The sequence below is a fragment of the Mycobacterium sp. NGS39 genome, from assembly GCF_059812765.1.
In genome coordinates, this window is sequence record NZ_JCALDH010000012.1 from 1 (window position 1) to 12,824 (window position 12,824).

9 protein-coding genes and 1 pseudogene are annotated in these 12,824 nt (G+C 62.3%); 7 read left to right on the forward strand and 3 right to left on the reverse strand.

The window, feature by feature from the left end:
* Positions 1 to 364 precede the first annotated feature (364 nt).
* The 6 genes and pseudogenes from AC5Y39_RS16770 to AC5Y39_RS16795 all read left to right on the forward strand — a co-directional run bounded on the left by AC5Y39_RS16770 (position 365) and on the right by AC5Y39_RS16795 (position 7,825).
* Positions 365 to 2,095 carry a hypothetical protein gene (locus AC5Y39_RS16770; protein ID WP_500020109.1) on the forward strand — a complete coding sequence of 577 codons (1,731 nt, stop codon included), beginning with the start codon at positions 365 to 367 and terminating at the stop codon, positions 2,093 to 2,095.
* Positions 2,096 to 2,121: 26 nt separating this feature from the next.
* Entirely contained in the window at positions 2,122 to 3,462 is a 1,341-nt protein-coding gene (locus AC5Y39_RS16775) for a hypothetical protein (protein WP_500020107.1), read from the forward strand.
* Positions 3,459 to 5,390 (forward strand): SNF2-related protein, encoded by a 1,932-nt coding sequence (locus AC5Y39_RS16780; protein ID WP_500020105.1) that lies wholly within the window; start codon positions 3,459 to 3,461, stop codon positions 5,388 to 5,390. Before AC5Y39_RS16775 ends, AC5Y39_RS16780 begins: the two co-directional genes overlap by 4 nt.
* Positions 5,391 to 5,887: 497 nt before the next feature.
* Complete coding sequence (locus AC5Y39_RS16785; RefSeq protein WP_500020103.1) at positions 5,888 to 6,349, forward strand: protein NO VEIN domain-containing protein; 462 nt, start codon at positions 5,888 to 5,890, stop codon at positions 6,347 to 6,349.
* Between the two features lie 71 nt (positions 6,350 to 6,420).
* Positions 6,421 to 6,915 (forward strand): annotated as a pseudogene (locus AC5Y39_RS16790) (SRPBCC family protein).
* 85 nt (positions 6,916 to 7,000) lie between these two features.
* The gene (locus AC5Y39_RS16795) at positions 7,001 to 7,825 is read left to right on the forward strand and encodes an SDR family oxidoreductase (RefSeq protein WP_500020101.1); all 825 of its coding nucleotides are present in this window, start codon (positions 7,001 to 7,003) and stop codon (positions 7,823 to 7,825) included.
* A 21-nt stretch (positions 7,826 to 7,846) separates the two neighbouring features.
* Here AC5Y39_RS16795 and AC5Y39_RS16800 read toward each other — a convergent pair whose 3' ends face one another.
* Both AC5Y39_RS16800 and AC5Y39_RS16805 read right to left on the reverse strand, forming a co-directional pair.
* A complete protein-coding gene (locus tag AC5Y39_RS16800) occupies positions 7,847 to 9,364 on the reverse strand; it encodes a serine hydrolase domain-containing protein (RefSeq protein ID WP_500020099.1) in 1,518 nt (505 codons plus the stop codon).
* 13 nt (positions 9,365 to 9,377) lie between these two features.
* A complete protein-coding gene (locus tag AC5Y39_RS16805) occupies positions 9,378 to 10,736 on the reverse strand; it encodes an MFS transporter (RefSeq protein ID WP_500020097.1) in 1,359 nt (452 codons plus the stop codon).
* A gap of 151 nt (positions 10,737 to 10,887) precedes the next feature.
* On the opposite strand from AC5Y39_RS16805, the gene AC5Y39_RS16810 reads away from it, so the two are divergent.
* A complete protein-coding gene (locus AC5Y39_RS16810; protein ID WP_500020095.1) occupies positions 10,888 to 11,268 on the forward strand; it encodes a DUF732 domain-containing protein in 381 nt (126 codons plus the stop codon).
* A 16-nt stretch (positions 11,269 to 11,284) separates the two neighbouring features.
* Here the strand turns inward: AC5Y39_RS16810 and AC5Y39_RS16815 are convergent, their stop codons facing one another.
* Positions 11,285 to 12,805, reverse strand: a complete 1,521-nt coding sequence (locus tag AC5Y39_RS16815; protein WP_500020093.1) for a serine/threonine-protein kinase — start codon at positions 12,803 to 12,805, stop codon at positions 11,285 to 11,287.
* Between the last annotated feature and the right edge of the window lie 19 nt (positions 12,806 to 12,824).

Here is a 12,824-nt window from a genome sequence, read left to right on the forward strand (position 1 = left end):
GGGACTTGACCATGGCACTCGCGGCACGTCGGCATGGCCCCTATCCAGGACGTGGCTCGACCGCGAGGCAAAATGATCGAAGATGTCACAGGTGACCGCTAGATTGAGTCGAGTGGGAGACGCAGGGAACGGTCTGGGGTCGGCTCGACTAATTGAGTCTTGGTTTCCCTACATCGCAGTTAGCCGTCTGGTTGCGGCGGACCGCAGGAGTAAGGACGCGGTGTACGGCGTTCACAAGTGGTTTGCGCGGCGGCCTCCGACATTGGTACGTGCACTGCTTCTTGCATCGCATCTTGCTGCCACAAACTCAGACGATTTCTGGCGGTTGCACTCCGAGTCTGGACTATGGCTAAAAGACGCGACGGTGTACGACCCGTTCATGGGCGGCGGTACGAGCTTGGTTGAGGCGGCCAGAATGGGTGCCGCCGTTATTGGCCGCGACGTCGATCCGGTTGCAGTAGCAGTTGTGGCTTCGGAGCTTCGCGGCTACATCAGTGACTTCGGCGAACAGTCGGCCAGGCTGGTTGAGCACCTGGCCGCCGCGTTCGGGGGTTACTTCACTGGCGTGGATGACGAGTGGACGCCTCTGCATTGGTTTTGGCTGTCGCGGCCGGAGTGCAGTGCGTGTTCAGAGCCGGGGCTTCTCTATAAGGATCTCATCATCGCGACCAGCTCTGGGCGCGATGGATCCGTCGTTCGAGACGACGCAATTCACGCATTCTGTCCAAGCTGCTTACAGGTGCATGCGCTCGGGGCCGCCCGCAAGGAGCTTCGATGCTGTGGTCGGCGGTACAGGCTCGGCGTCGGCACGTACTACGCCGGCAAGTTCCACTGTCCGGAGTGTCGGGCGGTATCCACTCGCGAGGATCTTCAGACAGCGAATGCCGAGCGGGTACTGGTCGCTGTCGAGGAAACTCGGGCTGGATTTCGTCGGCGGATTCGAAGCGCAGATCCGTTCGATCGAAAGCTGGTGGTCGAGGCGGCGAAGTTGGCTTCACGCGTTGGACATGATTTCGATATGCCGTTGGCGGTGGAGCGTCGGGATAGGCGACCCGTGAGCGCCGGCTACTCGTCGGTGCGAACCCTTTTCACGCCGCGTCAATGGGCTGTGTTCACGTCTGCGTTCGAGAAGGTCCGAACTTCTGGATTGAGTCCTAATCTGGAACGGGACTTGACATTGATGCTGACCGGCGCACTCCTTTGCAATAACGTGCTCTGCGGTTATGCGCGAGACTGGGGCCGACTTGCTCCGCTATTCAGCGTACGGGGCTTCTCGCTGCCGTGTCTGACCGTGGAGTTGAATCCGTTCCACCCCACTGGGGGTCGTGGAACTTTCAAGAGTGCCCGCAGTCGCATCATGGAGCGCGCAGATACGAAAGTTCGGCGGGCGTATCTGACGGGGGGACGGATCGAGCGAGCTGCAATAGACCTGCCCGTTATGGCCTCATCTGTTGATATCGTCTGCAAATCCGCTGATGATACAAGCGGTCAAAGCGATTGCGCGGCAAGCATTTGTGTGACAGACCCACCGTACTTCGACTTTATCGCCTACTCAGAACTGTCAGAGTTCTTCAGGCTATGGCTGCGCGAGCCACAACTTTCTGGCGTCCCGCTACTGCCAGACGCAGACTCGCCAGTTGAGTCATTCGCGATTGGACTAGGCGGAGCACTTAAGGCGACGCTTGCCCGAGTCCGGCCAGGCGTACCCCTTGTATTCACTTACCACTCTGCGAGCCGCGATGCTTGGACGGCCATAGGCAAAGCTCTTGATGACGCAGATTTAGCGGTGGTCGCGCTCTGGCCTGTCCTCGCTGATCCTCATATGGGACATCATGTCGCAGAAGGCAATTGCGAATGGGACGTCATAGTCGTCGCGAGGCGAAAACAGGAGGTAGTCGCCTCTGGCTTAGAGTCCGGGGTGACCGGCGACCTGCCCAGCAAATGGATTTCACAGATCGAAGCGTCGGGCCTTTCTATTAACCGAGGCGATCGTGATTCGTTCGAGCATGCGTGGTCGATGAGCAAAGCCAGATTTGTGAGGGCTAGGCGGGGAAAGGGGCGCAGAAACGCCCGAACGGTTGGAACTTTACGTTAAGCCTGAGCCATGATTTGGAGTAGTGAGTGACCCCAGAGCAGCGAGCAGCAGACATTGAGGCCCGTAAGCAGCCCGTCGGCCCTCCCAATAAGCAGGCCCAGCACAAGATCTGGGTACGCGATGGGTGGGCGTACTACGACGTGTGGCAGGTACCAATTGAGCGACTCGTGCTAAATGTCGACAACAAGCGATTTAGCTCGGAACGCGAGCTAGTTGAGCACAAGCTCGGCAGACCGCTGGATCCAGCGAACAACCCGAGCGACGAAGAAAGCATCATCGCTATCCTGTGCGACTCCTCGATCGATGTAGATCTTGAACGCGGAGTGGCGGTCGGCACTCCCTCAAAGGATTACAAGGCATTGCGGGACGATTGGCAGGACCGTGGACAGGCTGAGCCGTTGTGGATTCGGCCTGACGGAACAGTCCGGAACGGGAACCGTCGACTAGCTATGCTGAAGCGATTGAGGAACGAGGGTGCGGACATCCATTGGGTGGATGCGATCATTCTCACGATTGATGACGTCGATGAGAGCGAGCTGTTCAGAATGGAACAGCGCGAACAGCTCACCGAGAACTTCAAGAAGCGCTACCAAGATGTGAACGCTCTACTGGCTCTGCGCGAAGCGGCAGAGCTTGAGGGCATCGACTGGGAGGACCCAGAGTCGATTTCGATAGTCGCGAACCGATTGAAGCATTATGCGGGGCGCGATGATGCCGGATATGCCTCGAAGCAGTTGTATGCGATCCGCGCTCTCGATCAATATCTGACTTACATCAACGCACCGGGCCGCTATTCGTTGGCCAGCCGGCAGGTTGAGGTCTTCCGGGAAGTAGGTCTCTGCATGTCGACCTACGAAGAGGAACCCGATCAGCAATTTGAGCTTCTACAGGCGGCGTTCGCGTTCGTACAGGCTGGGCGCGGCTACTTGGATATTCGTCAACTGCGAAAGGTTTTTGGCACGGATCGCGGCCTCTTCGATCAGATGGTTGCAAAGATTCTCGAAGTTGAGGAAATTTCCGGATGGGACGCCGAACATGCAGCGCCCGAAGTTGAATATCCAGAGCTCAGTGATGCCACTGCCCCCGAGCGTGACGATGACGCCGACGATGAAGATGACGGCGGGTTAGTTGTCAGTCCAGCCGACTACCCGAGACACGAAGTCTCGGCTGTGATTGACTCGGCGCTGGATAGGTTCGCTGCGTCTAATCTCGACGTTCAGAAGCAGCTGAACCAAGCCACGGCGCGGTTGGAAGCGGTGGATCTCGTGGCTTTAGGTCAATTAAGAGGATCCGAACGAGAGGAGGCGCGCGCTGCGGTGACCTCCATTCAATCCTGGGCTACGCAAGCACTCGAAGTGCTCGAATGACTTCTGTCGCGTCACCCGCACGGCTACTTATCGAAGACGGCGTGCTGTACGTCGAGGGGGTGCCTTCGACCCGTGCGGTACGCCTGTTCCTCCAAGGCGTATTGGGAGGTACCACAGATGGGCAAAGGTGGCGGCTTGAGCCTAAGGGCGGGAGATCGCTCGATGAACTTTGTATTCAGGTTAATCGATGGCTGACGGGCAGAGGGCTCCAACTGGAACTCATCGGCGCCGTAGATATCTCTGTAGAACGAGACCTTGAGCGCCAGAGGAGTTTTCAGCGGGCTCGGCAAGCTGCCGAACAGTTCCGCGGCGGAAGTGCCAGTATTTCGCGGGAGCGGTTACTGGAGCTGCTCGATGTGGCGGGGTGGAATCGGACCGCCCGCCAATTGCGCGAGCACCAAATCCATTCGGTCCTACATGCCCTCTCCGCAGGGAATGCGGCCAACTTCAGTGTTCCCGGGGCGGGCAAGACTGCGACTACCCTCGCCGTGGCGGCAGCGCACGTTGCATCGGGCACTATCGATGCGGTGCTCGTGATTGGACCGCTATCGAGTTTCCAGCCGTGGGAGTCTGAGACAGCGATCTGCATGCCCAGCTGGAGCGTGCAGCGGCTGTCAGGGTCGGCGACAGAACGTCGCCGGGTAATACGATCCATTGGGCCGCAGACAGTAGTGCTGACCAGCTATCCGGGTGCGGTCGCGGATGTCGCGGCCCTGAAAGAGCTCTGTCGTCGATTGCGAATCATGTTGGTAGCAGATGAATCTCACCGTATCAAGCGCTTCAATGGGGGGCAGTGGGCGCCAGCGGTGATCGATATCGCAGCACTTGCTTCTGCTCGAACGGTGTTGTCTGGAACTCCGATGCCGCAGTCGGGGCTTGACTTGTACTCGCAACTCAACGTGCTGTGGCCCGGCCGTGAGCTGACGGGACCGAAAGCGCAGTTCAAACCTGAAGTTGAGAGACGATTTCCTCAGGTCATTGCGAGGGTTCTTCCATTCGTATCCAGAACTTCGAAAGATGAACTCGGTCTACGGCCACCAATTGTTGAGTACATCGATGTAGAGCTCTCGGCCAGTGAGAGCGAGATATACGAGATGCTCCGGAACCACCTCCGGCGAGCGGTACAGGCGGCTAATCCTAATGAGGCCGATCGCTTAGCGGCTCTTCGGCGGGGCCGGCCGATGCGGCTCCTGCAAGCGGCGTCGAATGCCGCTGTCCTGAAAGAAGGGCATCACGGCCGAGCGTCTGAAGGAGCCACTCCGACTCTTCTCGGCCGCATCGCGAGTTTCGACCCAGTGGCGGAACCGCCCGCGAAGTTTGTTGCCGCTGGCGAGATTGTGTCCTCGTTAGCCGCAGATGAGAAGTGTGTTGTGTGGAGCAACTTCATTCGAAATCTCGATCAATTTGCCAGGTTCGCGCGCGATGAGCTTGGTGTTGCGGTTTTCCAAGTAGATGGCCGGACTGCTGCCCGCGCACAGGACATCGGTTCGGTAGCCGAGGTGGCGGATGACGACCAATCTCGCGAGACTGTGATTGCGCGTTTTCTCGGGTATCGGGGCAAGGCGGTTTTGATCACCAATCCTGCTTCATGTTCGGAGTCGATCAGCCTCCATCGGTCCTGCCGGAATGCGATTTACCTCGACCGCACGTACGACTGCGCCCAATGGCTCCAGTCAATCGACCGGATCCATCGTCTAGGGCTGCCAGAAGATGCTGAGGTGCATGTGGTTGTACTTCAGGCTTTGAGCGATGGGCAACCTACGGCGGATGGCCTAGTGGGTGCGTCACTAGCGCTCAAGGAGGCACGAATGCTGCAGTTGCTTCAAGGGGCATCGCTAGAACCGATCGAGGACGCACCAGATGCAGCCGAAGGAACGTTGGATGATTTGCGGTCAATGCTCGCCTACATCCTGGGTCAAGATGAATGAGTGTAGGGGCTCATAACCTGACAGCGGCTCATTTCACCGAGCCATTTGTCGAGCATCTCTTACTGATCTTGTCTGCGATTCCCAGCCGTCACGCCGGGGGAGTGCCAATTGATGGGCTTCAGCTCCTATTGCAGGCGCGGGTCAAAACCGCGCGCCAGACAGTACCGGTCGCTGTTGCATGCCTGGCGACCATGCGCTTAGTGGTCTTAGCAGACGGTGTTGTCGCGCGCTCGACGATCGGAGATCGAGTGTGGCGACAAATTCGGAGAGAGGGGTCACACCCGTTGGCTATAGCCATCATTCGGTCGGGACTCATGGCGAGCCAAATTCGCACGATTCGAACGGTTCTCAGCAGGAACGGCGACGGATACGCGTGTAGCCGTAACGCAGCGCAAGCGGTCGCGCCGCAGCTTGTCGGTCTGTTGGCTCGGATGCCGGACGTGACTGTCGGTGGGCGGATCCTGATAGGCCGAGATTCTGGGCTAGAGCTGGACTCGATGTGGAACGAGTTGACTCCCGACAGCCGTGTTGACTGGCAAGAAGTTGAGAAGAGGCGGAAGGCGATCGGTGAGCGAGCTGAACTATATTCGATGCAGTTGGAACGGTCCGCACAGGTCGGTGCGCGCGAGCGAGTCGTCTGGGTGAGTCGAGACGACGACTCGCTCGGGTATGACATCGAGGTAGTGGGCCCGCCGCCGCGACATATTGAGGTTAAGGGCTCTGCTGGTAACGAGATCCAGTTCTTCATTAGCTCTAATGAGTACCGCGTCGCCACCAGGCACAAAGAAGCGTACGAGATTCATTTTTGGGGGTCAATCGATCTAAGGGCCGATCCACAAGTGGATTTTGAACGCCTGACTGGAATGGGTTACCCGGTTCGAATACTGAACCCGGTTGTCACGCTGGCGAATTCGCCGTGGTTGATAGAACCGAGTCAGTACCGGGTTATTCGGAGCTAGCGGTTCTGGCCTGACCCCGATCAGTTGGACCATGGCTTATGAAAGTCTTGCGGCCGTGACAGGATCGCTTCATGGCTGACCGCATCGAGGTCCAACGCACCATCGCCGCACCTGCCTCCGACATCTTCGCCGTGCTGTGCGACCCGCACGGCCACGTCGCCATCGACTCGTCCGGCATGCTGCAAGACGCCGACGGCTAGCCAGTCACCGCCGCCGGCGACAGCTTCGTCGTCCACATGGATCGGCAGTCGCTCAACGACTTCCCCGAACTCGGCAAGTACGACGTCACCGTCACCATTCGCGACTTCGAGGAAGACCGCCTCGTCTCGTGGACTGTGCTCGGCAAGATCCGCCCACAGATCGGGCACGTCTACGGCTATCGGCTCGAACCCGACCCCAACGGCGCTGGCACCCTCGTCACCTCGTTCTACGACTGGTCCGACATCGACCAGGTCTGGCGCGACGCCGGCATCTTCCCCGTCATCTCCGAAGCCGCGCTTCGGGCCACGCTCGGCATCCTCGACCGCACCGTCCGCCGCGGATATCCCCGCGGCGCCAAGACCTGAGCCCAGAAAACTCACAGCCACACCCGGGAATGCCAGCCGGCTGAGACGCCTTGGAACCTGTCGTAGCAAGCGAAAGGGTTCACCGTTGTCTGACAAAGTTTGGTTCATCACCGGCACCTCCCGCGGCTTCGGCCGGGAATGGGCCATCGCAGCCCTCGACCGCGGCGACAAGGTCGCCGCCACCGCCCGCGACACCTCCACCCTGGTCGACCTCGCCGACAAATACGGCGACGCACTGCTGCCGATCCAGCTCGACGTCACCGACCGCGCCGCGGACTTCGCCGCCATCAAGCAGGCCCACGACCACTTCGGCCGCCTCGACATCGTCGTCAACAACGCCGGCTACGGCCAATTCGGTTTCGTCGAAGAGCTTTCCGAACAAGAAGCCCGCGACCAGATCGAGACGAATTTCTTTGGCGCTCTGTGGATCACCCAAGCCGCCCTGCCGTTCCTCCGCGAGCAGCGTAGCGGCCACATCATCCAGGTGTCGTCGATCGGCGGCATCAGCGCCTTCGCCAACGTCGGCATCTACCACGCGTCGAAGTGGGCACTCGAAGGGCTGTCCCAGGCGCTGGCCGCCGAAGTGAAGCCGTTCGGCATTCACGTCACGCTGATCGAACCGGGCGGTTTCGCCACCGACTGGGCCGGTCCGTCGTCCAAGCACGCCCGGCCACTCCCCGACTACGACCAGATCAAGGAAGAAGCCGAGCGCCAACGCAGTCAGCGCGCCGCGAAACCCGGTGACCCCAAGGCATCGGCGGCCGCCCTGCTCAAAGTGGTCGACGCCGACGAGCCGCCCCTGCGGGTGTTCTTCGGCGAGCTGCCGCTCCAAATTGCGAAGGCCGACTACGAAAATCGCCTCAAGACTTGGGAGCAATGGCAGCCGGTCGCCGTCGAAGCGCAGGGCTAGGCAACGCCTTCCGCACGGCGGTCACCGCCCAGGCGGTGTAGCCGACGGTACGCCATAAAGACCCAGCGCCTGCGCTGCTGCCGTCGAGACAGCGGCTTGCAGATCCGAGATCGGCGTACTGCCTCGCACGTGGATGGCGTTCGTCAACAGCACGACGTACGTGTCCGAGCCCGGGTCCATCCACAGCATCGTCCCGGTGAACCCCGTATGACCAAAGCTCCCAACAGGAAACAGCACGCCGCGCGGCTTGGAGTGGCTCGTGTCGATGTCCCATCCGAAGCCGCGCAGGTTCTGTCCCCTAACGGCTGGGTAGTGCGGCGCCTTGACACCGGCTGCTCGCGCCGCCTCTTGCGCCGCCTGTAGTTGACCAGCGGTATGTCCCGGCTGCTGCGGTGTCGTCATCTCCTCCAAAGTTGCCTGTGTCAAAGGAAATTCACTCGGACGCCCGGCCAACCGGTCGAGCAGACTCTGCGCATACACGCTCACGTCACGAGCCGTCGAAAATACTCCGGCATGGCCCGCCACTCCCCCCATCCGCCGCGCCGTCGGGTCATGCACCGTGCCCCGCAGTAGGTGATCGATGTCCGGGTTCTTGCTCGGATCGGCCCTGTCTTCCTCGTCGAGTGCCGTCGGTGCGATCCGCGGCAACACATCGGCGTTCCACGTACCCGCCGGACAATTGGCTGCCTCACCATGCGGATCCCATGCCACCGCGGCTCCTCTGACGCCATGCGGCCCACACACTTTCGCCAACGGGAGGTAGCGAGTGTCCCGCATGCCAAGCGGCACAAAGATATTCGCCTGGACGTATTCGTCCTCCGGTTCTCCGCTGACCTTCTCCACCAGCGCACCCAGCAGAATGAAGTTGATGTCGGAGTAGCTGAACCCTCGACCAGGAGCCGATTGCAGCGGCGCGGTAAGCGCCCGACGAATGCCTTCTGCTTTGTCGGGGCGGGCGAGTCCCCACGGGTCTCTGAGGTCGACGTCTCCCGGTTCGCCTGACGTGTGCGTGAGCAACATGCGCACCGTCACCTCCGCCCGAACCGGATCGTGCGCCGGGTTGAACTCCGGCAAGTACCGTTCGACCGGATCGTCGACGCCGACGACACCCTTTTCGTAGAGCTGCATCACGGCCGTCGCCGTTGCCAGCGGCTTGGTCAACGACGCCACGTCGAAAATCGTGTCCTCCGTCATCGGCTCTGCGGCAGAAGGCAATCCGTCCAGCCCCTGCTCGTCGGGGAGCTTGCGCACGCCGTACGCCTGATGGAAGACCACATGGCCGTCGTGACCGACCACCACCACCGCCCCGGGCAGCCGATGCGCCGCAATCGCGTCGTTGACGAGCTTCGACACCACCGGCAAGTCAGGCGTGGGAGCCAGAACCGGCGTGGTCGTCGGCACCACAGCTGCAGGCGCCTGGATCACCTGAGTCTGATGGCTGTCGTCATCGTGTACGGGAGCGGCGCACGACGACACCGCAGCGATCGCAATCACGATCGCACCGACGGCTCTTGCACTGGCGCTCACGCCGACCCGCACGCCCCCTATCGTGTCACCGCGCACCACGTCGTGGCTCGAGAGCGCCGCCCTGCTCCCGATCCAGGTACGTCTCGGCCTTGTTCTTCAAACACAACAGATAGACCACCAACGACACCGCGATGCACACGGTCACGTACCCGACGAACAGCGGCACCTGATCGCGGGCCTTGAGCGCCTGGTAGATCGCCGGCGCGGTCCCACCGACCAACGAGTTCGCCAGCGCGTATCCCAACCCCACCCCGAGCGCCCGGATGTGCGCGGGGAACAGCTCCGCCTTCACCACCGCGTTGATCGACGTGTACCCCGTCAAGATCACATAACCGATCGCCACCAGCGCGAAAGTCATTGCGGCCGAATGAGTTCGAGGTAAGTACGTGATCAGCACGTAGGTGTACGCCAGCCCGCCGAACCCGAACCACAACAGCAGCGGCTTGCGGCCCACCTTGTCGCTGAGCAGTCCGCCGACCGGCTGCAGCGCCATCAGGAACACCAGCCCTGCCAAGTTGATCCACGTCGCCGTCATCGCTTGGTTCTTGTACGTGGCCTTGACCATCGCCGGCGCGTTGACGCTGTACGTGTAGAAGGCCACCGTGCCGCCCAGCGTGATCAAAAAGCACAACAGCAGCGGCTTCCAATAGCGCGTGAGCAACTCCCGCAGCGACCCTGACGCCCGGTCCCGGCCGGCCGCCACCGCCGCCAGATGCGACTCCGGAAGCGATTCGTCCATCGTGCGCCGCAGCCAGAACACCACCACCGCCGCGACGCCGCCCACCGCAAAGCCTATGCGCCAACCGAATTCGTGTACCTGTGCGTCGTCGAACACCGCCAGCACCACCAACAGCGTGAACTGCGCCAGCACGTGGCCGCCCACCAGCGTCACGTACTGAAACGACGAGAAGAAGCCCCGCCGCTCGCGGGTCGCCGCCTCCGACATGTACGTCGCCGATGTGCCGTACTCACCACCCGTTGCGAACCCCTGCACCAGCCGGCACAGGATCAGGATCACCGGCGCAGCCGCACCGATCACATCCCGCGCCGGCACCAGCGCCACCACCAGCGAGCAAGCCGCCATCAGCGACACACTGAACGTCAACGCCGCCCGGCGGCCGTGGCGGTCGGCGAACCGGCCGAAGAACCACGACCCGATCGGCCGCGTCACGAATGTCACCGCGAAGATCGCGTAGATGTAGATCGTCGAGTTCTTGTCGGCCTCGTCGAAGAACTTGTACTCGAAGTACGGCGCGAACACCGTGTAGACGTACACGTCGTACCACTCGACGAGGTTGCCCGACGATCCCCTGACCGTGTTCCAGATCGCCCGGCGCGTCTCGGCCGGGGTCGATCGCGGCGCAGCTGTGGTGGTGGCCGTCATGCGAGCTCACGATAGCGAGGTCATCAGCCGACGATGCGCTTCGACCTCCGGCGTGTCGTCTTGACACATCTGCCCCATTCGCACTCGCCGACTTGTCGGTGGCTGGGTGTAGCTTCTCAGCGCTAGCCACCAGGCACCAAGGAGGCCGCACATGAACACCCACCAAAAGTGCTGGCGCACATCAACACTGGCGATCTTGATCGCCGCACTGACCCTTGCTGTCGGTCTCGCCGCCCCGGCGAACGCCGATCCGACGCAGGACTACGTCTACTACTCGACGCTCGACACCCTGGGCATGGTCGTCTGGGATCCACCGGGCATCCGGGTGCAGGGCCTGGCCGCGTGCGCGGACATGGCCAGCGGCAACAACTGGCGGATCACCGTGACCAAGCTGATGAACATCGGCTACACGCTGCACGAGGCGTCCATGATCTTGGCGGCCGCTACCGTCGCATACTGTCCGTCGCTTGATCCACGCCTGCAGGACGCAACTCCCCCGTCGTCATCTGGGCCTGGTCTCACGGTGACGTGACAGGCTGGCCTAGCGCCTAGCTGGAGGCGTACTGCACCATCGGTTCCACCTCGGACGCTCGGCCGTTGGTGATCGTCAACTGGTCCGGCCGGATCACATATCGGGTGCCGTCGGCCGGGTTGACCACGTCCCACCCGCCCGACGATCGCGTGGCATTGGACAGCTCGATGCTCGCCCCGTCGCTGAGCCGCTGCCCGCGGTAGTAGTAAGTGCCCGAGCTGCCCTGGCACACCACGAGCACCGACTTGTCGGTGCGTGCCATCGCCGCGACGGGATCGCCGGAATTGCAGCGCGCGGCCGATCCGACGAAGCCCTGCGCGTCCGTGCCGGCCACATTGGTGGGCGCACGCGACGTCGAGCTGGGTGTCGTCGACGACGGCCGCGACGTGGTCGTCGTCGCCCGGGTAGTCGTGGTCACAGACGTCGTCGGCGACGGTTCCGTGGTCGTCAACGGCGCCGCCGAGGGCACTGCCGCGTCCTGAGTTCCCTTGAACACCAACCACATTGCCACCACCAACGCCACCAGCAGCAACCCCGCAGCCGCACCCGCCAACAGCAGTTGCAGCGGGCCCATTCCGCGCCTCCGCTGCGGCGTGACAGGCGGTTGCGCGTACGGGATGTAGCCGGTTCCGACAGGGTTGGGCCACTGAGCCGGGAACTGCCGTGTCTTCTGCGGTTCGCTGGGCTTCGACGCGGCCGACGGCGCACTCACCGCAGCTTTCGCCGCGGCCGCCAGCTCTCCCGCCGACGCGAAGCGCGCCGCCGGGTCTTTCGCCATGCCGCGTGCGATCACGTCGTCGAACGCGCGGTTGAGACCCGGCCGAACCAGGCTCGGCCGGGGCGGCGCCGTCAGCAGGTGCGCGCTCAGCAGCTGACTGAGCTCTCCCTCGAACGGTGGCCGGCCGGTCAGGCATTCGTAGAGAACACAGGTCAGCGAATAGATGTCGGCGCGCGGGCCCACCCGTCCGCCGTTGAACCGCTCCGGTGCCATGTACGCCGACGACCCGATCGCCAGCCCGGTGTTCGTCAGCCCTGCATCTCCGGCTCCGTGCGCGATCCCGAAGTCTGCGAGATACGTGAAGTCGGTAGCCGTCAGCAGGATGTTCTCCGGCTTGATGTCGCGGTGTACCAGACCGTCGGCGTGCGCGGCGTCCAGCGCCGCCGCCACCTGCTCGACGATCGACACCGCCCGCGCCGGTTCCAGCGGACCCGTTCTCGCCAACAGCGACTTCAGGTTCGCACCCTCGACCAACCGCATGTCGATGAACAGCACGCCGCCGATGTCACCCCAGTCGTGCACCGGGATGACGTGCGGCTCCTGCAGGCGCGCGGCCACCCGCGACTCGCGGCGGAACCTCTCCTGATAGCTCGGGTCCGCGGCCAGCTCGGGCCGCAGCAGCTTGAGCGCAACCATGCGGTCCCGCGCCGTGTCGTAGGCCCGGTACACCTCGCCCATGCCGCCGACCCCGATGAGCGACCGCAGCTCATAGGGACCGAACGTCGTCCCTACGCGGTAGCCGCCGCGCGCTGACACCATCGGAAAACTCCCAAAAACC